This is a genomic window from Pseudomonas sp. Pseusp18 (assembly GCF_059506005.1).
In genome coordinates this window covers 3,931,360-3,952,990 of record NZ_CP169240.1, presented here as the reverse complement: position 1 = coordinate 3,952,990, position 21,631 = coordinate 3,931,360, and the positions used below count along the sequence as shown (strand labels likewise).

The following is a 21,631-nucleotide window of genomic DNA, read 5'->3' as shown; positions in this document are numbered from 1 at the left end:
GCGTGCTCAATAGCGCTCGAAGCCGCGCTGCAGTTCCCAGTCGGTTATCCGCCGGTCGTACTCTTTCTGCTCCCATTCGGCGGTGTGTACGTAGTGGTCGATCACTTCATCGCCGAACGCCTCGCGCAACATGCTCGACGCCTTGAGGGCGGCGCAGGCCTCGCGCAGGGTCTTCGACACTTCAGGCAAATGCTCATCGACGTAGGCATCGCCCTCGAACGGCGGTGCGAGTTCAAGCTTCTCGTCGATACCGGCCAGGCCTGCGGCGATCAACGCGGCGAAGGCCAGATAGGGGTTTAGGTCGGCACCGCCGATGCGGCATTCGATGCGGATGGCCTTGCTGCCTTCGGCGCACAACCGAAAGCCTGCGGTGCGATTGTCCCGGCTCCAGACCGCCCGCGTCGGCGCGAAGGTGCCGGCCTGAAAGCGCTTGTACGAATTGATGTAGGGCGCAAGAAAACAGGTGACGTCGTTGGCGTATTTGAGCTGCCCGGCCACCCACGAGCGCATCAGCTTCGACATGCCGAATTCGGCCTTGGGATCGAAGAACAGCGACTTCTTGCCGTTCTTGTCCCACAGCGAATTGTGGATATGGCTGCTGGAACCGGCGGCGTCATAGCGCCACTTGGCCATGAACGTGATCGCCTTGCCTTGCAGTTGCGCGATCTCTTTGCAGGCGTGCTTGATGATGACGTGGTGGTCGGCCATGGTCATGGCGTCGGCATAACGGATGTTGATCTCTTCCTGGCCCGGCCCCCATTCGCCCTTGGAGTTTTCCACGGGAATACCGGATGCCTGCAGGTGTTTGCGAATCGCCCGCAGCACCGGTTCTTCGCGGGTGGTCTGTAGGATGTTGTAATCCTCAATGTAATGGCCGGCGGTCTTCGGCTGGTGATAGTTGCGCTCGTGGATCGCCTCATAGCTCTCATCGAACAGATAGAACTCCAGCTCAGAGGCAAACATGCCGGTATAGCCGCGCTCGCGCAGGCGCTCGACCTGTTTTTTCAGGATCGCTCGCGGGCTGTGGGGCAGGTCTTTTCTATGGTGATGATCGAGCACATCGCAGAGCACCAGCGCCGTGCATTCCAGCCATGGCACGCGACGCAAGGTGGACATATCGGGTTTGAGCACAAAGTCGCCATAGCCTTTGCTCCAACTGGCAGCGGCGTATCCCGGCACCGGCTCCATGTCGATGTCGTCGGCCAGCAGGTAATTGCAGCAGTGGGTTTCTTCGTGGCCGCTGTCGATGAAAAATTCGACCTGGAAACGCTTGCCGACCAATCGCCCCTGCATATCGACCATGCACACCAGCACGGTATCGATCTCGCCGGCGGCAGCGGCGCGTTTAAGTGCTTCGAAACTGAGAAGGGGCTCGGTCATCGCGTCAGTCCTGCATGAATGATCTGGACCTGTCTGAAATAGCTGTTGCAGACGCTCTCCAGAAAAAACCAAAACCTGCAGACGCGAGCATCGTGAGCAATGAGCTGTTGAAAGCTTAGCCTACTGGTGGTGTGCGCAAGTTTTGGTGAGCGGGGCTTGATGATTCATGCTGTTCACTTAGGCAATTTCAGTCGCGACGCGTTCTTTGTAGCAGCTGCCGAAGGCTGCGTTTGGCTGTAGCAGCTGTCGAGCTTGCGAGGCTGCGTTCGGCTGCGAAGCAGTCGTCAAACCAGACATTTCGGTACGTCAGGCAGGCCGCGTCTGCCGGATTCACGACTGCTGCGCAGCCGAACGCAGGCTTCGCCAGCTGCTACAGATCGCTTCCCCAATCTGGTGTGGCGAGGAGCAAATCCCCTCGCCACCGGTTGCGTTAGTTATTCCTTCGGTTCGACGTGATCCAGTGCCTGGTTCACCGCCAGTTCACCGAGCATGACCACTTGCGCAATGCCCAGCAGGGTTTTGCGATGTGAGGTCTCCAGCAGCGCCGCGAAATTGTTGAGCATTTCGGTGGCCGAGCCGAGTGTTTCACTGGCGTTGGCCAGCAGGGCTTCGGTGTTGTACTTCGGGTTGGCCAAGTACATGGGTTCGGGTTCGTTGGTGGAGGCCATGATCTGAGCGGCCGGGTTGAGGTAGTGGTCGAGGGCACGCTCGGCGGCTTCGTGGAATTTTTTTGAGTCGGGGGATTCGTAGGGGGACGTTGGGTCTGTGACCGGCGGATTGGGCGTAGGTTTGAACATGGATGAAACTCCTGATACGAGTTTATTTAAATGGGAGCCATCACGTTCGCTACCAAACGAATTAGGGTGATGGCCATACGCGGGTTGGTAGACCGGTCGTATCAGGAACCCGGCGCCCTCGAAAGGGCCCCGCGCATGGCCACCATAATAGGTGACGCCGTGCGCCGTGATACGAACGGGCTACCAAACCCGATCACTGTTTTTCAGTGACCGGGAAACGATAAAACCCGAGCCCAAAGCGCACAAGCCGGCGGATTCTGGCGTAGTCGTAGGCAACGACGCAAGGCGTTGTAGCCTTGATGAAGTAACACCGGGTGTCTTTAAACAGGCAGCTTAAACACCGTCGGTGTAGGCGGTGATTCGCCCCGTCAGAAACGGACTGACGGGGCGTTTTTATTGCGTGGGGTGCAAATCCATCGCTGCTCGACCCTGAACGCTTACGTGTGATGAATCTCCCGATCCTTGGTTTCCGGCAGGAAGAAAGTGCCGAGAATGGCCGTCATCACGGCGATGACGATCGGGTACCACAGCCCGTAGTAGATATCACCCGTGGCCGCGACCATGGCGAACGCCACCGTGGGCAGAAAGCCGCCGAACCAGCCATTGCCGATGTGGTAGGGCAGCGACATCGAGGTGTAGCGGATGCGCGCCGGGAATAGCTCCACCAGCCAGGCAGCGATCGGGCCGTAGACCATGGTCACGTAGATCACCAGGATGGTCAGGAGCAGCAGCACCATCGGGTAGTTGGTCTTGGCCGGGTCGGCCTTCTCGGGGTAGCCGGCGTCCTTGAGGGCGGTGCCGAGGGTGGCGACGAAGGCATCATTGTGGGTCTTGAAGTCAGCGGCCGGCATGCCGGTGCCTTCGAAACTCGGGATGACCTTGTCACCGATGCGCACCTGCGCGACGGCGCCAGGCGCGGCTTTCTCGTTTTTGTAGGGGATGGCCTTCTTCGCCAGCACAGTCTTGGCGAGGTCACAGGAACTGGTGAATTTGGCCTTGCCCACCGGGTCGAACTGGAACGAGCACTGGCCGGGATCGGCGACCACCGTGACCGGATTCTTCGCCTGCGCGGCAAACACGTCGGGGTTACCGAACTCGGTCAACGCATGGAAGATCGGGAAGTAGGTCACGGCTGCGAGGATGCACCCGGCCATGATGATGCCCTTGCGGCCGATGCGGTCGGACAGGCTGCCGAACAGGATGAAGAACGGCGTGCCGATCAGCAGCGAGCCGGCAATCAAAAAGTTGGCGGTCTGCGGGTCAATCTTCAGCGTCTGCAGCAGGAAGAACAGCGCGTAGAACTGCCCGGTGTACCAGACGACGGCCTGGCCAGCCGTGCCGCCGAGCAAAGCCATGATCACAATCTTGAGGTTGTCCCAGCGGGCGAAGGATTCGGTCAGCGGTGCCTTGGAAGACTTGCCTTCTTCTTTCATCTTCTTGAACACCGGCGACTCGGCGAGTTGCAAGCGAATGTAGACCGAGACGATCAGCAGCAGGATCGACACCAGGAAGGGAATCCGCCAGCCCCAGGCCTCGAAGGCTTCGGTGCCGAGGAGGGTGCGGCAGGCGAGGATCACCAGCAACGACAGAAACAGGCCGAGGGTCGCGGTGGTCTGGATCCACGAAGTGAAGTAGCCACGCTTGCCTTTGGGCGCATGCTCGGCCACGTAAGTCGCCGCGCCACCATACTCACCACCCAGGGCCAGACCTTGCATCAGGCGCAGGCTGATCAGGATGACCGGTGCCGCCACGCCGATGGTCTCGTAGCCGGGCAGAAAACCCACGACGGCGGTGGAGACACCCATGATCACAATGGTGATGAGAAAGGTGTGCTTGCGCCCGATCATGTCGCCCAGTCGGCCGAACACGATGGCGCCGAAGGGCCGCACGGCGAAACCCGCGGCGAACGCGAGCAGCGCAAAGATGAAGGAGGTTGTTTCATTGACGCCCGCGAAGAAGTGCTTGGCGATGATCGCCGCGAGGGAGCCGTAAAGATAGAAGTCATACCACTCGAACACGGTGCCCAGGGACGAGGCGAAAATAACCTTGCGTTCCTCCTTGGTGATCCCTCGGTTGGGCGTGCTGCCCGTGGCTGTAGTGTCAATCGCGGCCATGAGTCTTCTCCGTCTTGCTCTTGTTGAAGGCCGGAGTACCTCATCAATTTTGCCGCACCCAGGCCCTAGGGCTGATGTCGTCGGATTACCAATTGCACGAATAATGGAAACAGGCTGACGGCCTCGCATTGCTGCATGGTTTCTTGAAGCATAATCGGCTTCGCGCAGATATCCACTCGCCAACGTGCCCGGCGATGGCCACTCCCACCGGGCACGTTCGCGGATTTAGCCCTTGGCCGCCATCGCGGTGACTTCCACGCGCATGCCTTCGACCGCCAACGCGGCCACGCCAACAGCGGCGCGAACCGGCCAGGGTTTGGCGAAGAAACGCTTGTAGACCTCGTTGAACGCGGCGCGGTCGGCCATGTCGGTGAGGTAGATAGTCAGATGCAGCACCCGGTCCATGGAACTGCCGGCGTTCTCCAGCGCGACCTTGAGCGCCTGCAGAGTGCACTCGCTTTGCAGGGTGATGTCGCCCAGCTCCAGGCTGCCGTCGGCGCGGGTAGGAATTTGAGTGGAGACCAGCAGGCCGCCGAAACCGGCGACGTCGGAGGAGATGGATTCCGCGTCGGGATCGGGGAGGAACGTGATGTCGTGGTTTGCCATGGGGATCTCTTGTTTGTGGGGGTGAAGGGGCGCCGGGGTATTCAATGATGCAGCGCCTTTTTTGCGCGGCCAGTTTACAGCCTCATCGTTGGGCCGTTAGTGAATCAGCTCGAAAACTCGGAAGGCAAGCAGGCGGGTGCTCCCTACGGCATGCCTGCCGCCCAACGTAGTTAGCTGGGCGAAGTGATTTTCAATGTCGCAATAACATCTTTTGGTTTGCGCTTATAACAGCGAACCATGTGATCACAGTAATCGCCGACCGTGTAAATGGTCAGGTTGCCAGAACTTATAGTCTTGAACGTCTCTCTGTCGCACACATCAAGAATGTCACCTTCAATTGCATCATATTCATTTCTCCTGAATAGACCGGAAGAACGGGTGGCTTTCAAATCTTCCCCAAATACGTCTTCTTCATTAAGAAGTTCCACGGAAATGTTGAAGAGACTCGCAATTCTCTGTAAGGCAAATTTACGAACGATTTCATCTGAGTCGCTCATGATGCACGCTCATCTTATTGCTTCAATAAACACGGTCGCCTGGTAAATAGCGCATGGCTCCAAGTCATGCTCCACGAGTGTTTAAAATTATAAATAGTGAAAGTGCTAATACAAAAATAGCTGTGACTGTGGCATAGCAAAGACCAAAGCCGATTTTGATGAGGCGTATTTCATCTGCCAGGGCTTTATAGCCGATAAAACCTCCAAGCAATGCAGAGGTGGCGATTCCGATGACTAGAATGTAGTAGGTCTTATAGGTGGGTGCAAATGCCGGGATGACAACTGCATACGATCCGCTTATCAGGGTGGTGAATATGATAATAATTTTTATTGCCGAAATAATGCTGTTTTTTGTCATGCTCATTTTTTGTTTTTCTCCTGACAAAGCACCTCGGAATGTTCTAGGCCTGCTGCCGACCACTAAACACTTTCAGCCACATCAATCTGCAACGAAAGCATGAACTTCGCTGCGCTGTCCGACGCTGGATCTATCACGGCATTCACCATGGCCCTGACCGCCATTTGCGCCAGCGCCTCGACAGGGTGTGACAGCACGGCTTGAACGATGCCGTCACGCAGGGCTGCCCGGGTGATGGGGGTCAGGTCGTGGCACACCACGACGGGTAGCGCGATGTGCTGGGCTTTCAGTTCGCGCAAGGCGTTGATGACCCCCTCGATACCGCCACCTGCCACATACAGGCCGACAAGGTCGGGTTGGCTGGTGAGCAGGTCGAGCGTGCCGGCATAGGCGAATTCCTCGTCCTCCAGAGTCAGGCGCGTAGCCAGCAATTCCCAGTCCTGGGGTTGTTCCGACAGGAAGGAGCGAAAACTCATTTCACACAGTTCCTGGCACTGAAAGCGCTGGGTGCCGACCATCACGGCCACTGGCCCCGGTTGCGCTGCCAAGTGCTTGATGAACCAGCCGGCGGTGCGGCCCATGGCACGGTTGTCGACGCCGACATAACCGGCGCCGGCCGAGGCGCTCAGCTCGGACACCAGGGCGACCACAGGAATACCGGCCGCTCGCAATTGCGCCATGGCCTCGCGCACGGCCGGATGGTCGGCGGCCACCACGCCCAGGGCATCGACTTCGCCCTGCAACTTGAGGATGCGTTCTGCGGTGGCGGCCGGGGCCAGGTCGTCGATGTAGTGGATCATCACCCGAACCTGGGCCCGCACACTGGCCGTCGCCGCCTCGGCCAGGGCCTTGGCCAGCCCTTGATAAAACGCCACTCCACGCTTTTGCAGCAGAAACCCCAAGCGCACGGTCGGGCGCTGCTGCAGCACTCGTTGTTCGATCACATTACGCCCGTAGAAGCCCAGTCGGGCGGCGGCCTCGGCAATGCGTTGCGCGGTATCGGCGCGCACATTGGCCCGCAGATTCATCACCCGGTCCACGGTGGACAGGCTCACCCCGGCGGCCAAGGCCACGTCTTCCATGGTTGCACGACGACCGAGCGGGTTGCCGGCTTCTGACAAAGAATGTTCTGACATGAAATGAAAGCCTATCTGAAACTTTTGACGGGTTTTGACAGGTATCGCTCAGGGACTATAGCAGCCGTGCATCTGCCCACCTTAGGATTTCTTCCAGCGAAACATCGCTACCCATAACAATAATTTCCGGAGCCTGACATGACCCTCCACATCTCCACCGCGCCTTGTTGCTGGGGCGTCGACGACGTCAACAATCCTCATCTGCCGGCGTGGCAACAGGTTCTTGGCGAAGCGGCGCAAGCGGGGTATCGCGGCATCGAATTGGGGCCATACGGTTACCTGCCACTGGACGCCGACGCGGTGGGTTCGGTGCTGGTCGAACACGGCCTGCACGTGGTGGCCGGTACGATATTCGACAATCTGGTCGACCCCGCCAACCTGTCCAGCCTGCTGAATCAAACCCGCAATATCTGCGCATTGCTCAAGCAGTTGCCGGCGATTTCACTGGAGCCGGGGCAACGTTTCGCCATGCCGTGTCTGGTGGTTATCGATTGGGGGCATGAGGAGCGTGACTACGCCGCTGGCCACTCTGACCGCGCACCGCGCCTGGCGCCCGATGCCTGGCGGGGCATGATGGCCCATATCCGCGCCATCGCCGAGTTGGCGTGGACGGAATTCGGTGTGCGCACGGTGATTCATCCGCACGCCGGGGGCTACATCGAGTTCGCCGATGAGCTGGCCCGACTGGTCGAAGACATCCCCTACGAAGTGGCTGGCCTGTGTCTGGACACCGGCCATCTGTATTACGCCGGTATGGACCCGGTGCAGACCCTGCGCCAGTACGCGGACCGCGTGGATTACCTGCATTTCAAAGACATCGATCAAGCCGTGTTCGATCAAGTGCTGGGCGAACACATCACCTTCTTCGCTGCGTGCGCAAGAGGCGTGATGTGCCCGATCGGCCAGGGTGTCATCGACTACGGCGCCTTGCGCGAGCTGATCACCGAGATCGGTTACCAGGGTTACATCACGGTCGAGCAAGAACGTGATCCACGTAACGCCCACGGCAGTCTGCGCGACGTGGCTGCCAGCCGAGCCTACCTGTCCCGGGCGGGTTTCTGATTTCTCTCATGCGAAGGACTTTTCGATGATCAATGGCAGCAAGCGAATTCCTCAACCAATCCGCTGGGCGATGGTGGGCGGCGGGCGTGACAGTCAGATCGGCTACATCCATCGTTCGGCGGCCCTGCGTGACCAGTCGTTTGCACTGGTGGCCGGCGCCTTCGACCTGGACCCGCAACGCGGTCGGGACTTTGGTGTGCAACTGGGTGTCGACCCCGAGCGGTGTTATGCCGACTATCGCAGCCTGATTGAAGGGGAAGCGGGGCGGGCGGATGGCATCCAGGCCATATCCGTGGCGACGCCCAATGGCACTCACTTTGAAATCACCAAGGCCGCTCTGGAAGCTGGGCTGCATGTGGTCTGTGAAAAACCGCTGTGCTTCACCCTTGAGCAAGCGCAAACCCTGCGCGAAATCGCGTTGTCGCGAAACCGGGTGGTGGGGGTGACCTACGGCTACGCCGGGCACCAGTTGATCGAGCAAGCGCGGGAAATGATCGCCCGTGGCGAGCTGGGTGAGGTGCGCATGGTGCACATGCAGTTTGCCCATGGCTTCCACTGTGAGGCGGTCGAGGCGCAGAGCGAGGCGACCAAATGGCGAGTCGATCCGCGCCTCGCCGGCCCCAGTTATGTGCTGGGCGACGTCGGCACTCACCCACTGTACCTGTCGGAAGTCATGCTGCCCGAGCTCAAGATCAAACGGCTTTTGTGCACCTGTCAAAGCTTTGTCAAAAGCCGCGCGCCGCTGGAGGACAACGCCTACACACTGATGGAATACGAAGGCGGGGCCATGGGCAGTGTGTGGTCGAGCGCGGTGAACGCCGGCTCCATGCATGGCCAGAAGATTCGCGTGATCGGCTCCAGGGCCAGCCTTGAATGGTGGGACGAGCGGCCGAACCAGTTGTCATTCGAAGTCCAGGGCAAACCCGCCCAGGTGTTGGAGCGCGGGATGGGCTATCTGCATCCCCATGCGTTGCTTGATGACCGGATCGGTGCCGGGCACCCGGAAGGGCTGTTCGATGCATGGGCCAACCTCTATTACCGTTTCGCCCTGGCCATGGACGCCGCCAACCGTGGTGATCATGAGCAACTGGCAACGCTGCGTTATCCAGACATCAATGCCGGTGTCGAAGGCGTGCGCTGGGTCGAGCGCTGCGTCCATTCTGCGGACCTGGGTGGGGTGTGGGTCGATTACTGAGTAACGGACGCACTCTCAGTAGCAGCTGCCGAGCCTGCGAGGCTGCGTTCGGCTGCGTTCGGCTGCGTAGCAGTCGTGAAATCAGATATCGCGGTGTGTCAGGAAAACCTTGTATACAGGGTTTGCGACGGCTTCGCCGCCGAACGCAGCCTCGCAGGCTCGGCAGCTGCTACAGAGAGTGAGCGGTACCCCTGGCAGATCGGCGTGCGGCTGAGCAGTCGTGAGATAGACTGATCAGCGGACATCGGACGTAGGGGGTGACAGGTGGCGCGATTCACATGGACTCGCTGATCACCGCAGCAGCGCGTGCGCTCGCGGCGGGTGATCCGCTCGGCGCGCTGAACCGCATCGCCTTGCGTGACGATGCGCCCGCGCTCGCCCTTCGAGGCATCGCGATGGCGCAACTGGGTGACCTTGTGCGGGCGAAGGCGCTGGTGCGAAGTGCCGCGCGGGCGTTCGGTGCGAAGGAGGCCTTGGCCCGCGCGCGGTGTGTCGTCGCCGAGGCCGAGATCGCGCTCGCCTCCCGTGACCTGAACTGGCCGGTGAAGGCGCTCGATGCCGCGCGGGCGACGCTTCAGGCACACGGCGATTGGGTCAACGCCGCCCATGCACGCTATCTCGAGATTCGCCGCTTGCTGCTGATCGGGCATCTCGACGAGGCCGAGCAACGTCTCGCCGAACTCGATCCCACGCCATTACTGCCCGCGTCGAGGGCCGCTTACGAACTGGTTCTGGCGGGCATCGCGATGCGTCGTCTGCAAACGAAAGCGGCGCGCGCGGCACTTGAATGGGCCGGGCATGCCGCGCAGCACGCGGGCATCCCGGCACTGATCGCTGAGGTCGAAAGCGCCTCGCGCATCCTCGACACACCGGCGGCACGGCTGATTATCGGTGGCCAGGAGCGGTCGCTGTTGCTCGATGAGATTGAAGCGTTATTGGCATCCCCCACGCTGGTGGTGGACGCTTGTCGATATGTGGTGCGCGACGCAGGCTCGGAGGTTTCACTCGCCCGGCGTCCGGTGCTGTTTGCGCTCGCCCGGGCGCTGGGCGAAGCATGGCCCGCCGACGTGCCGAGGGAAACGCTGATTGCGCGAGCCTTTCGGATGAAGCACGCGGATGAGTCCCATCGTGCGCGATTGCGCGTCGAACTCGGGCGGCTGCGCGGGGCGCTGCACCTGATCGCCGACGTGGTCGCGACCCCGCGAGGGTTTGCGCTGGTGCCACGGCTTGCGCCTGACGTCGTGGTGCTGGCGCGGCCTGTCGAAGAGCAGCATGCGACGCTGCTCGCCTTTCTCGCTGACGGCGAGTCGTGGTCGAGTTCGGCCCTGGCGTTGGCGCTCGGCGCCAGTCAGCGCACCGTGCAACGAGCCCTCGACACGCTGGCGGCGACCGGCAAGGTGCAGTCGTTCGGTCATGGCCGGGCTCGTCGCTGGATGTTCCCGCCGGTACCCGGATTCGCGACGGGATTGTTACTCACGGCGTTGCTGCCCAGTGATTAGCATCCTCTTCACAAACCCAGTGAACGCAGTCAGTAAACGAGGAGCAAGAGATGAAACATTCAACGGCTGAAATCATCCGCGAATACGGGCCTTTTCCGGGCATCGACCACGTGCATGGCGTCACCCATGACGGTCAACGTGTTTGGTTTGCCTCCGGCGACAAACTCAACGCCCTGGACCCGGCCAGCGGCAAAACCCTGAAATCGATCGATGTCGCCGCCCACGCGGGCACCGCTTTCGACGGCCAGCACCTGTTTCAGATCGCCGAGGATCGCATCCAGAAAATCGACCCGCAGACTGGCCGCGTGCTCTCCACCATCCCCGCGCCCGGTGGCGGTGGTGACTCCGGGCTGGCGTGGGCCGAAGGCACGCTCTGGGTCGGTGAGTATCGCGAGCGCAAGATCCATCAGGTCGACCCCCAGACCGGAGCGGTGCTGCGCACCCTCGAATCCAACCGCTTCGTCACCGGGGTGACCTGGGTCGAGGGCGATCTGTGGCACGGCACCTGGGAAGGTGACGAGAGCGAGCTGCGACGAGTCGATCCGGCCACGGGCGAGGTGTTGGAGAGCGTCCAGATGCCGGCTGGCGTCGGCGTGTCGGGGCTTGAGTTTGATGGACACGACCGGTTTTTCTGCGGCGGTGGCAACAGCGGGAAGGTGAGGGCTGTGCGCCGGCCTGAATGACAGGCTGCACCCAGCCTGTCAGAAGGTGAACGCTTGCGCCGAGCGTGACGGACGCTGAGTCATCTCGGTCTCCAGCAGATGCTCAACCAGCACATCATTCAAAAAGCGGAACTGATCGTTGAGCCCGACCACTTCGTTACTGAAGTGGTGGGTGGCCGCTGGCATCAGCAAGGTTTCGAATTGCTTGTCGAACACCAGCGCGACGGCTTTGCGAGAGACGACCTGTTGCGAATAGTAGTTGCTGCCGAACACCGGAAAGCTGAACGCAAGGCTGACGGGATAAATCATGATGGGCCCCTCCGATGCGGGGTTTACGTGGTAATGAGTTGATGCTGCACCAGGCGGTTTTTTTGCGGAAGGCATTCGCGGCGATGGTGAGTATCAACGTGGATGATGGTGGCGTTCTTCGGTGGTCTTGCGGGCCTCTTCGCGAGCCTGCTCGCGAAGGCTTTTTTCAGGGCGCAACCACGCTTCCTGACGGACGGCCCCCGGCCCCGATCTATACTCAAATCAACATGCTTTTACGCGTCGAACGCTCCGTTCGACGCAGACTGTAGGACACTGCGATCTTGAACCTGCGTTCGCTGATCGTCGCTGTGTTGGTGGTACTGGCGGGATGCGTCACGTCTGCGCGTGCCCCGATAGCCGTGGCGCCGGTGGTAGTTTCCCAGAGCACCTGGCAGCAGGTGGACCAGGAAATTGTCGCGGCTTCGCAGCAGGCCACCGAACAGGCCAGGGTATACGCCCGCGGGTCCATGGAACATTGGCGCACGCGGGTTTACGAACAGACCGAAGAAGTCTTCATCCCGTGGTTCAGCAGCTACTGGACCCAGGAATGGCTGTCGTTAAAGGTCAGCTGGTACACCATCAACGCCGGGGGCGAACAAGATGCCTCGGCCAAACGCCTGGCGGCCTATCTGTTGGAACAATATCACCAGAAAGTGCTGGACCCGGTAGCGGTGGAGATCGATCCCGACGAGATCCTCGGGCAGGCGACGGCGTTTTACGTGCAAGCTCTCGGCCAGCAACTTCAGGTCATCTCCCAGCGTCATGGCGTGCCAATGGCGCAGCTCAATGAGCGTATCCGCAAAATTCCGGCGATTTCGCTGGGCCCACCGCCCGCCCGTGACGCGTCGCTGTATCAGGTGGTGCACAGTGAACCTCTGACTAAATTGCCGGCCTACGCGGCGTTGATCGACAAGATCCACGCGGCAGGCGGTGAGAAGGGTATTGCCTCGACGGACGCCGGCATGACGCCGGTGGCCAAACGCGCAAGTAAGCGGATGGAAGCCGAAATGGCCCCACGAGGCGCGGCCGGTGCCGTGGCGGCAGCAGCGGGGAAACTGGCCGGGGCGGTGATTTCCCTGGGAGTGGCGGGGGTGCGTGCGGTTATTCAAGCCAACGACCGACCCGATAGCGAGGCGCTGATCCGCAGCAGCCTGGGCGACTCATTCGACAAGGCGTGGCTGAAGCTGGTGCAAAACCCTACCACCGGTGTCATGGCCGGAACGCTGTACATGGCCGGGCAAATCGAAGGCAGCCTGGCCCAGCCCGTTGCACAACCTCTTGCACAGCCCGTCGAACCGTCGGTCGGCTTGGGTGCGGGATCTGTCGATTGGAGCCACGCTGGATCGACTACCCAGCAGATCAACCCATAACCCGAGGAGAACGATCATGGCTTACGTTGATGGCTTCGTCGCAGCAGTACCCAAGGCCAACCGCGAAAAGTTCAAGAAACACGCGGAGTCCGCCGCCGCAATTTTCAAGGAAAACGGCGCGCTCAGCCTCGCTGAATGCTGGGGCGACGACGTGCCTGATGGCAAAGTGACGTCGTTTCCCATGGCGGTCAAACTCAAGGAAGACGAGACCGTGGTGTTTTCCTGGATCGTCTGGCCGGACAAGGCCACCCGTGACGCCGGTATGGCGAAACTGATGAGCGATCCGCGGATGCAACCAGACGTCAATCCGATGCCGTTCGACGGCCAGCGGGCGATTTTTGGCGGTTTCGAAATGCTCGTCAAAGCCTGAAGAGGCGGCAGGATCACTCCGGCGTCGGGGTGATCCTGCAGCTTTTACGATTGCGAATTTCGCTGTCCGACGGCCGCTCCTTGATGAACTCGAAGCGCGGCTCGCCTTCGTTGTAATGAACCAGCCAGCCCCATTCCAGCTCGGACTCATCCTGGCCGGGCTTCGGTGGCACGGCCCACCACGGCTCTTTGCTGATGACCTGACGCATGGCGTCCTCCCGCCGATTCGGTTGCTTCAACTATAACGCGCATACCGACAGGTGCCAGAAATGCACTTGCTGACGTGGTATCCCTTTGTAAAATCAGAGGGTCCCCGAGCATTGAGGTGCCCGACATGAGCGATGAAACCCGCGAGCCGTTCAAACGGCTGTTTTTCGCCCTGAACTGCGCCCCCGAACAACGCCGGGCCATCGCCCAATGGCGCAGCGCACTGGGGCTCAACGTCGGGCGCCCGGTGCCGGCGGAAAACTTTCATCTGACCCTGCTGTTTCTCGGCACGGTGGGCATGGCGCAAATAGCGGGTATCTGCAAGGCCGCCGCCAATATCCGCACGTCCGGCGTGCCGTTGACGGTGGTGCTGGATCGGCTGGACGTCTGGCGTCGCTCCGGGGTGTTGCTGCTGGCGCCCGCGCAGGCGGCACCGGAGTTGCTACGCCTGGTGTATGCGCTGGAGCAGGCCATGCTGCCGTTCGGTTTTGAAGACACCCATCGGGAATTCCGCCCGCATTTGACCTTGATGCGCGACTACCGGGCACCGGTCCCCGAATCCGCGACGCCGCCCGAGTTTTACCTGCGCGCCGATCGCTTCAGCCTGTTCGAGTCCCATAAAGGCCGATACATAGCGCTGGCCGAGTGGCCACTGGTCTCTGCCTAAACGAACACAAAAAAAGGCGCCCGAGGGCGCCCGAAACTCACCTTAACCGACGAAGCCAGGTGAGGCCGTTCATCAGAGAGGAGTGCAGCGGTGGTAAGGCGCTGCGTGAACGGAAAAGGATCGCTTTCGCGAATGAATTCGCCCCCCCCCCGTAGGAGCTGCCGAAGGCTGCGATCGTTTGATTTTCAGCGGTCTCGAAAAGATCAAGATCAAAAGATCGCAGCCTTCGGCAGCTCCTACAAAGGCAGGGCAGATTTGCGGTGCCGGTGTGTGGGTTATTTCCCCAACTTCACCCGCGTCCAGCCCCGAGTCATGATCCGCTGGGTGGCAATCGGCATGTCAGGAATGGCATACAACGTCGCCATCACCGCTTGCGGCGGATACGACCCCGGGTCGTCGCGGATCGCTTCATCCACCAACGGCGTGGCCGCTGCGTTGGCGTTGCTGTAGCCGATGCTGTTGGTGACTTCGGCGATGATGTCCGGGCGCATCAGGAAGTTCATGAACAGGTAGGCGTTGTCGACGTTGGCGGCATCCCGGGGAATGGCGACCATGTCGTAAAAACTGCCGGCGCCTTCTTTCGGGATGCTGTACTCGATCTTGACCTTGTCGCCGGCTTCCTGGGCGCGGGCCTTGGCTTGCAGCACGTCGCCGGAGTAACCGACGGCGACGCAGATGTTGCCGTTGGCCAGGTCGGAGATGTATTTCGACGAATGAAAGTAGGCCACCGACGGCCGGATCTTCATGAACAGCGCTTCGGCTTCGGCGATTTGCGCCTTGTCCCGGGAGTTCACCGGGTAGCCCAGATAGTGCAGGGCAGCCGGAAGCATTTCCGTCGGCGAATCAAGGAAGCTGATGCCACAAGCCTTGAGCTTGGCGGCGTTTTCCGGTTTGAACAGCAAGTCCCAGGAATTCACCGGCGCATTGGTGCCGAGCACTTCCTTGACCTTGGCCGGGTTGTAGCCGATGCCGATCGAACCCCACATGTACGGGAAGGCGTGGCTGTTATCCGGGTCGCTGGCCGAAGCATTTTTCAGCAGCACCGGGTTGAGGTTTTTCCAGTTCGGCAGTTTTGACTTGTCGAGTTCCTGATAGACCCCAGCCTTGATCTGCTTGGCCAGGAAACTGTTGGACGGCACCACGATGTCATAGCCCGATTTTCCCGCCAGCAGCCGTGCCTCAAGGGTTTCGTTACTGTCGAACACATCGTAGGTCACGCGGATACCGGTCTCGTCCTCGAACTTCTTGACGGTGTCCGGGGCGATGTAATCCGACCAGTTGTAGACGCGCAGAACCTTGTCATTGGCCTGGGCGCCAGCGGTCATTGCGCCCAATAAGGACAGTGTCAGCAGAGTCCTGCCAAACATTTTCATCGGTACAACTCCATTCTTTTTATTCAAATCACATAAAGCAAAAATGCGGTGAACACAAAGCCAGTGGCGAGGGGAGCTTGCCGTGGCGAGGGGGCTTGCCCCCGTTGGGCCGCGAAGCGGCCCCCAAACCTGTAAACGAGGTGTATCAGGCACACTGAATTCGCTGGTTTACGACTGCTTCGCAGCCGAACGGGGGCAAGCCCCCTCGCCACAACAAGCTCGCTCGCCACAGGTCAGTGCTCACTTGACAGTGGCGCTAAGCCGTTGCTTCTGCCATTTGCTTTTTCGGTTGTTGCCAGGACTCGCTCGCAGTCTGGTCCATCGCTTCCTGAATCGCTCGTTTGCGGGTGGCTTCGGCCCTGCGGCTGAAATACCAGACCATGAACGTGACGATCGACACCGCCAGCAGAATCAGACTGGCCACGGCATTGATCTCAGGCTTCACGCCCAGGCGCACCGCCGAGAACACTTCCATCGGCAGGGTCGTGGAGCCTGGCCCCGACACAAAGCTCGCCAACACCAAATCATCCAGCGACAAGGCAAACGACATCATGCCGCCGGCCGCCAGTGACGGCGCGATCATTGGAATGGTGATCAGGAAGAACACCTTGAGCGGCCGTGCGCCGAGGTCCATGGCGGCTTCTTCGATCGACAAGTCCAGCTCACGCAAGCGCGCCGATACCACCACCGCCACATACGCTGCGCAGAACGTGGTGTGAGCGATCCAGATGGTGACGATGCCGCGTTCCTGCGGCCAGCCGATCATCTGCGCCATGGCCACGAACAGCAGCAACAGCGACAGACCGGTGATCACTTCCGGCATCACCAGCGGCGCCGTCACCAGGCCGCCGAACAGCGTACGGCCCTTGAAGCGGGTGACGCGGGTCAGCACGAACGCCGCCAATGTGCCGAGCGCCACCGCCGCAATCGCGGTGTAGCAGGCGATTTCCAGCGAGCGCACCACCGAGCCCATCAGTTGCGTGTTGTCGAGCAGGCCGACGTACCATTTCACCGACCAGCCGCCCCACACCGTCACCAGTTTCGAGGCGTTGAACGAGTAGATCACCAGAATCAGCATCGGCAGGTAGATAAACGACAGGCCGAGCACCAGCATCAATCGTGAAAATCCGAAACGGTTCATCCCCGTCCCTCCATCTCTTTGGCCTGGCTACGGTTGAACAGCAGAATCGGCACAATCAGGATCGCCAGCATCACCACCGCCAGGGCGGACGCCACCGGCCAGTCGCGGTTGTTGAAGAACTCCTGCCACAGCACGCGGCCGATCATCAGGGTTTCCGGGCCACCCAACAGTTCCGGAATCACGAACTCACCCACCACCGGAATGAACACCAGCATGCAGCCGGCGATGATCCCGTTCTTAGCCAGCGGCACCGTGATTTTCCAGAAGTTGTTGAAGTTGCTCGAACCCAGGTCCGACGCGGCTTCCAGCAGGCTGCCATCGTGCTTCACCAGGTTGGCGTACAGCGGCAGCACCATGAACGGCAGGTACGCGTAAACCACCCCGATGTACACGGCGGTGTTGGTGTTGAGGATCTCGATCGGTTGCGACGTGAGCCCGGTCCACATCAGGAACGCGTTGAGCAAACCGTTGTTGCTGAGGATGCCCATCCACGCATACACGCGGATCAGGATCGCGGTCCAGGTCGGCATCATGATCAACAGCAGCAAGACGTTTTGCGCTTCCTTGCTGGCCTTGGTGATCGCATAAGCCATCGGGAAACCGATCACCAGGCACATCAGCGTGCTTAAAAACGCGACCTTCAACGAGCCGAAGTAAGCCGAGATGTACAACTCATCTGCGGTCAGCAGCGAGTAGTTGCCGAGGTTCAGCAGCAGCTGGAATTTCTGTTCGGCGAAGGTATAAATCTCGGAGTAGGGCGGAATAGCCAGGGCTGCTTCCGAGAAGCTGATCTTCATCACCAGGAAGAACGGCAGCAGGAAAAACAGGCACAGCCACAGGAATGGAATGCCGATGACCATTTTGCGGCCACTGGGCACCAGGCGCAGGAACTGCTGATTGAAGGTTCTCATGAGCGCAGTACCACGCCGCTGTCGTCTTCCCACCACACGTAGACCTGATCGTCCCAGGTCGGTCGTGCGCCACGGCGTTCGGCGTTGGCCATGAACGACTGGACGATCTTGCCGCCGGGCAGCTCCACATAAAACACCGAGTGGCCACCGAGGTAGGCGATGTCATGCACCTTGCCTTCGGACCAGTTGTAGCGGGTCTCGGGCTTGAGGGTGCTGACCAGCATTTTTTCCGGGCGGATGGCGTAGGTGATCGACTTGTCCTGCACCGAGGTACTCACGCCGTGGCCGACGTAAATCTTCTGCGCAAGGTCCGGGCTGTGGATGATCGCGTGACCTTCCAGGTCTTCCACAACGGTGCCGTCGAAGGCGTTCACGTTGCCGATGAACTCGCAGACCATGCGGCTGACCGGTGCTTCATAGATGTCGACCGGGCTGCCGATCTGGGCGATCCAGCCCAGGTGCATGATCGCGATGCGCTCGGCCATGGTCATGGCTTCTTCCTGATCGTGGGTCACCATCACGCAGGTCACGCCGACGCGCTCGATGATTTCCACCAGTTCCAGTTGCATCTGTGAGCGCAGCTTTTTATCCAGTGCGCCCATCGGTTCATCGAGCAGCAACAGCTTCGGTCGCTTGGCCAACGAACGCGCCAGTGCCACACGCTGACGCTGACCGCCGGACAACTGATGCGGCTTGCGTTTGGCGTATTGGGTCATGTGCACCAGGCGCAGCATTTCTTCGACACGGGCGTCGATTTCGCTGGCGGGCAAACGGTCCTGCTTGAGGCCGAAGGCGATGTTCTGCGCCACCGTCATGTGCGGGAACAGCGCATAGGACTGGAACATCATGTTGATCGGCCGTTCGTAGGGCGGCATGTCAGTGATGTCGACCCCGTCGAGCAGAATCCGCCCTTCGGTCGGGCGCTCGAAGCCGGCGAGCATGCGCAGCAGCGTCGATTTGCCCGAGCCGGAGCCACCGAGCAAGGCGAAGATTTCGCCCTGATGGATCTCCAGGGACACATCGTCCACGGCGGTGGTTTCGTCGAATTTCTTGGTGACGCGGTCGACTTTCACCAGCACCTTTTTCGGTGCCTGGTGACCATCAAGAGCCTTCCTGTAGATGCTGGAGGCGTTTGCCATATGAAACTCCCAACAGGTTTCAGTCGTCGGGCCAACACGGCCTGACTTAAGAGTGGATTGCAAACCCGGGCCGGGCGATGCCATTGAATTCAACGCTTACCGCTCGGGCTTATTCGGCACCGCCGTCCTGGCTGCCTGGTCGTACTTGTTGTTATTGCGGTTCATCTATTACGTGAGCCACCGGCGCGCAAAGGCACGCCCGCCAGACTCACGGGGGCAGTCAATCGATTGGTAATGTCTGAAGTCAGCGCGTATTGCGCAGCGCCGCCCGTTGTCGGCACGCCTCGCCAAACGCCTGGAAAATACTCAAGTAAGGGGGATTCGAAAGCACCTGCCATTCCGGGTGCCACTGCACACCGACGGCGAAGGTTTTGCTGTGCTCGACGGAGATCGCCTCGATCAAACCGTCCGGCGCGATCGCCTCAGCGCGCAGGCCGGGTGCGAGTCGGTCGATGCCCTGGCTGTGAATCGAATTGACCTGGAATACCTGCGGCAGGTCCAGTGCTTCGAACACGCCGCCCGGTTGCACATTCACTGCATGGGCCGGTGCGTATTGCACCGCCAAATCCGGACTGTCCGCTTCCCGGTGATCGAGCATGCCGGGCAGTTCGTGCACCTTCTGATGCAGGCTGCCGCCGAATGCCACGTTCATTTCCTGAAAGCCCCGGCAGATGCCGAGCACCGGAACACCGGCGGCAATCGCTGCGCGTAATAAGGGGAGGGTGGTGGCGTCCCGTTGCGGATCGTGATCCGTACCGGGAGCGCTGGCCGGGCCTTGATAGTGGAAGGGCTCCACATTCGACGGCGAGCCGGTCAGCAACAGACCGTCGAGCTGCGCGAGCAGCGCATCGGTTTCGGTCAGATCGCCTAGGGAGGGAATGACCACGGGCAGCCCCAAAGCCGCGACGCTGACAGCACGCAAGTACTTGTCGCCGCTGACGTGGTAGGGGTGCAGGCCAATCTGTTTGACGCACGCAGTAACGCCGATCAATGGCTTGAATGCCATTTTTATCACCTCGAAGTTTCACACTTGAACGAGCTTTTCCGGAGCTTAGCCTTGTTGATTTTAATTAACAACTCTCATGTAAAAAATTCTAAACGCCGATCGTCCGGTGCTGAGGATCTACGCGGTGCGCAAGCCTGATCTGGCACTCTGGTGCCCAAAAATGGCCAGAAAATAAAGGCTGAAAGGCCAGGTGTTCGCTATTGACTTCACTTTGCCGTTCGGGTTGACTGGCTCTCGCAAGTGAAGTGAACATAATAATTAACAGCTAATAGGTGCATCATGTCGGTCCCTCTGCGTGCCGTTCAACTCAACGAAGCAAACGCATTCCTTAAGCAACATCCTGAGGTTTTGTACGTCGACCTTCTGATTGCGGATATGAACGGCGTGGTGCGCGGCAAGCGCATCGAGCGCACCAGTCTCCACAAGGTCTACGAAAAAGGCATCAACCTGCCGGCCTCTCTATTTGCTCTGGATATCAATGGCTCGACGGTGGAAAGCACCGGCCTGGGTCTGGACATTGGCGACTCGGATCGCATCTGCTATCCCATCGCCGATACCCTCAGCATCGAGCCTTGGCAGAAGCGTCCGACCGCGCAGTTGCTGATGACCATGCACGAGCTCGAAGGCCAGCCGTTCTTCGCCGACCCGCGCGAAGTGCTGCGTCAGGTGGTAAGCAAGTTCGATGACATGGGTCTGACCATTTGCGCGGCGTTCGAACTGGAGTTCTACCTGATCGACCAGGACAACGTGAACGGTCGTCCGCAGTCGCCACGCTCGCCGGTGTCGGGCAAGCGTCCGCACTCGACGCAGGTGTACCTGATCGACGATCTGGACGAATACGTCGACTGCCTGCAAGACATTCTCGAAGGCGCGAAAGAGCAGGGCATCCCGGCTGACGCCATCGTCAAGGAAAGCGCCCCGGCGCAGTTCGAAGTCAACCTGCATCACGTATCCGACCCTATAAAGGCTTGCGACTACGCGGTGCTGCTCAAGCGTCTGGTGAAGAACATCGCCTACGACCACGAGATGGACACCACGTTTATGGCCAAGCCATATCCGGGTCAGGCGGGCAACGGTTTGCACGTGCACATTTCGATTCTCGACAAACAAGGCAACAACATCTTCGCCAGCGAGGATCCCGAGCAGAACGCCGCGCTGCGACATGCGATCGGCGGTGTGCTCGAGACCCTGCCCGCGCAGATGGCGTTCCTCTGCCCGAACGTCAACTCGTACCGTCGTTTCGGCGCGCAGTTCTACGTACCGAACTCGCCAAGCTGGGGCATCGATAACCGTACCGTGGCGGTGCGCGTACCCACCGGTTCGGCGGATGCCGTGCGCATCGAGCATCGTGTCGCCGGCGCCGATGCCAACCCGTACCTGCTGATGGCCTCGGTATTGGCTGGCATTCACCACGGCCTGACCAACGAAATCGAGCCGGGCGCCCCGGTGGAAGGCAATAGCTACGAGCAGAACGAGCAAAGCCTGCCGAACAACCTGCGCGATGCATTGCGCGAACTGGACGACAGCGAAGTCATGGCGCGCTACATCGACCCGCTCTACATCGACGTGTTCGTGGCGTGCAAGGAAAGCGAGCTGGCCGAGTTCGAGAACTCCATTTCAGACCTTGAGTACAACTGGTATCTGCATACGGTTTAACGGGGGCTGACACTAAACCTGTGGCGAGGGAGCTTGCTCCCGCTGGGTCGCGAAGCGACCCCTCCTTCTACCTGAAAAGAAGGGGACTGCTGCGCAGTCCAGCGGGAGCAAGCTCCCTCGCCACAGGTTACTCATCGCTTGCCCATCGGTTAACACGATCACTTATTTCTCTGCGTA

Annotated in this window: 22 protein-coding genes; 8 read left to right on the top strand and 14 right to left on the bottom strand. The window is 60.2% G+C overall.

All coding sequences use genetic code 11. The features are described 5' to 3' along the window. Positions 1-6: 6 nt before the first annotated feature. From ACEN9A_RS17670 to ACEN9A_RS17640, 7 genes are all read right to left on the bottom strand, one after another. A complete protein-coding gene (locus ACEN9A_RS17670; protein WP_258668923.1) occupies positions 7-1,380 on the bottom strand; it encodes a glutamine synthetase family protein in 1,374 nt (457 codons plus the stop codon). Positions 1,381-1,814: 434 nt separating this feature from the next. Further along, positions 1,815-2,177 (bottom strand): DUF6124 family protein, encoded by a 363-nt coding sequence (locus ACEN9A_RS17665; RefSeq protein WP_258668922.1) that lies wholly within the window; start codon positions 2,175-2,177, stop codon positions 1,815-1,817. A 437-nt stretch (positions 2,178-2,614) separates the two neighbouring features. After that, entirely contained in the window at positions 2,615-4,291 is a 1,677-nt protein-coding gene (locus ACEN9A_RS17660; RefSeq protein ID WP_258668921.1) for an MFS transporter, read from the bottom strand. A 225-nt stretch (positions 4,292-4,516) separates the two neighbouring features. Beyond that, a complete protein-coding gene (locus ACEN9A_RS17655) occupies positions 4,517-4,897 on the bottom strand; it encodes a RidA family protein (protein ID WP_258668919.1) in 381 nt (126 codons plus the stop codon). Positions 4,898-5,067: 170 nt separating this feature from the next. Beyond that, complete coding sequence (locus ACEN9A_RS17650) at positions 5,068-5,394, bottom strand: hypothetical protein (protein ID WP_258668917.1); 327 nt, start codon at positions 5,392-5,394, stop codon at positions 5,068-5,070. A gap of 64 nt (positions 5,395-5,458) precedes the next feature. After that, positions 5,459-5,758: a hypothetical protein gene (locus ACEN9A_RS17645; RefSeq protein ID WP_018930089.1), complete on the bottom strand. Its 300-nt coding sequence runs from the start codon at positions 5,756-5,758 to the stop codon at positions 5,459-5,461. Between the two features lie 56 nt (positions 5,759-5,814). Beyond that, positions 5,815-6,888 carry a LacI family DNA-binding transcriptional regulator gene (locus ACEN9A_RS17640; protein WP_258668916.1) on the bottom strand — a complete coding sequence of 358 codons (1,074 nt, stop codon included), beginning with the start codon at positions 6,886-6,888 and terminating at the stop codon, positions 5,815-5,817. Between the two features lie 138 nt (positions 6,889-7,026). On the opposite strand from ACEN9A_RS17640, the gene ACEN9A_RS17635 reads away from it, so the two are divergent. From ACEN9A_RS17635 to ACEN9A_RS17620, 4 genes are all read left to right on the top strand, one after another. Beyond that, on the top strand, positions 7,027-7,950 hold the full coding sequence (locus ACEN9A_RS17635; RefSeq protein ID WP_258668913.1) for a TIM barrel protein: 924 nt from the start codon (positions 7,027-7,029) through the stop codon (positions 7,948-7,950). Between the two features lie 25 nt (positions 7,951-7,975). Further along, entirely contained in the window at positions 7,976-9,145 is a 1,170-nt protein-coding gene (locus ACEN9A_RS17630) for a Gfo/Idh/MocA family protein (protein WP_258668911.1), read from the top strand. 278 nt (positions 9,146-9,423) lie between these two features. Beyond that, positions 9,424-10,644, top strand: a complete 1,221-nt coding sequence (locus ACEN9A_RS17625) for a helix-turn-helix domain-containing protein (RefSeq protein ID WP_258668909.1) — start codon at positions 9,424-9,426, stop codon at positions 10,642-10,644. Between the two features lie 50 nt (positions 10,645-10,694). Then, positions 10,695-11,327: a Vgb family protein gene (locus ACEN9A_RS17620; RefSeq protein ID WP_064618500.1), complete on the top strand. Its 633-nt coding sequence runs from the start codon at positions 10,695-10,697 to the stop codon at positions 11,325-11,327. A gap of 18 nt (positions 11,328-11,345) precedes the next feature. Here the strand turns inward: ACEN9A_RS17620 and ACEN9A_RS17615 are convergent, their stop codons facing one another. Then, positions 11,346-11,615 (bottom strand): hypothetical protein, encoded by a 270-nt coding sequence (locus ACEN9A_RS17615; protein WP_258668908.1) that lies wholly within the window; start codon positions 11,613-11,615, stop codon positions 11,346-11,348. A gap of 281 nt (positions 11,616-11,896) precedes the next feature. Here ACEN9A_RS17615 and ACEN9A_RS17610 point away from each other — a divergent pair, with 281 nt between their 5' ends. Both ACEN9A_RS17610 and ACEN9A_RS17605 read left to right on the top strand, forming a co-directional pair. Next, positions 11,897-12,985 carry a hypothetical protein gene (locus tag ACEN9A_RS17610; protein ID WP_258668907.1) on the top strand — a complete coding sequence of 363 codons (1,089 nt, stop codon included), beginning with the start codon at positions 11,897-11,899 and terminating at the stop codon, positions 12,983-12,985. 16 nt (positions 12,986-13,001) lie between these two features. Then, positions 13,002-13,355 carry a DUF1428 domain-containing protein gene (locus ACEN9A_RS17605; RefSeq protein ID WP_018930098.1) on the top strand — a complete coding sequence of 118 codons (354 nt, stop codon included), beginning with the start codon at positions 13,002-13,004 and terminating at the stop codon, positions 13,353-13,355. A gap of 13 nt (positions 13,356-13,368) precedes the next feature. Here ACEN9A_RS17605 and ACEN9A_RS17600 read toward each other — a convergent pair whose 3' ends face one another. Continuing rightward, complete coding sequence (locus ACEN9A_RS17600; protein ID WP_018930099.1) at positions 13,369-13,563, bottom strand: hypothetical protein; 195 nt, start codon at positions 13,561-13,563, stop codon at positions 13,369-13,371. A 125-nt stretch (positions 13,564-13,688) separates the two neighbouring features. On the opposite strand from ACEN9A_RS17600, the gene thpR reads away from it, so the two are divergent. After that, on the top strand, positions 13,689-14,228 hold the full coding sequence (thpR, locus tag ACEN9A_RS17595) for an RNA 2',3'-cyclic phosphodiesterase (protein ID WP_258668906.1): 540 nt from the start codon (positions 13,689-13,691) through the stop codon (positions 14,226-14,228). A gap of 275 nt (positions 14,229-14,503) precedes the next feature. Here thpR and ACEN9A_RS17590 read toward each other — a convergent pair whose 3' ends face one another. From ACEN9A_RS17590 to ACEN9A_RS17570, 5 genes are all read right to left on the bottom strand, one after another. Continuing rightward, positions 14,504-15,601 carry a polyamine ABC transporter substrate-binding protein gene (locus ACEN9A_RS17590; protein WP_258668905.1) on the bottom strand — a complete coding sequence of 366 codons (1,098 nt, stop codon included), beginning with the start codon at positions 15,599-15,601 and terminating at the stop codon, positions 14,504-14,506. A 256-nt stretch (positions 15,602-15,857) separates the two neighbouring features. Next, a complete protein-coding gene (locus tag ACEN9A_RS17585) occupies positions 15,858-16,742 on the bottom strand; it encodes an ABC transporter permease subunit (protein WP_258668903.1) in 885 nt (294 codons plus the stop codon). Beyond that, positions 16,739-17,620, bottom strand: coding sequence for an ABC transporter permease subunit (locus tag ACEN9A_RS17580; protein WP_258674192.1), 882 nt, complete (start codon positions 17,618-17,620; stop codon positions 16,739-16,741). The genes ACEN9A_RS17585 and ACEN9A_RS17580 overlap by 4 nt, the downstream gene beginning before the upstream one ends. Before the next feature lie 29 nt (positions 17,621-17,649). Then, positions 17,650-18,792 (bottom strand): polyamine ABC transporter ATP-binding protein, encoded by a 1,143-nt coding sequence (potA, locus tag ACEN9A_RS17575; RefSeq protein WP_018930104.1) that lies wholly within the window; start codon positions 18,790-18,792, stop codon positions 17,650-17,652. Between the two features lie 244 nt (positions 18,793-19,036). Further along, on the bottom strand, positions 19,037-19,798 hold the full coding sequence (locus ACEN9A_RS17570; RefSeq protein WP_019580263.1) for a gamma-glutamyl-gamma-aminobutyrate hydrolase family protein: 762 nt from the start codon (positions 19,796-19,798) through the stop codon (positions 19,037-19,039). A gap of 279 nt (positions 19,799-20,077) precedes the next feature. Between ACEN9A_RS17570 and ACEN9A_RS17565 the strand changes: the two genes are divergently transcribed. Next, positions 20,078-21,454: a glutamine synthetase family protein gene (locus tag ACEN9A_RS17565; protein WP_007938775.1), complete on the top strand. Its 1,377-nt coding sequence runs from the start codon at positions 20,078-20,080 to the stop codon at positions 21,452-21,454. The last annotated feature ends 177 nt before the right edge of the window (positions 21,455-21,631 follow it).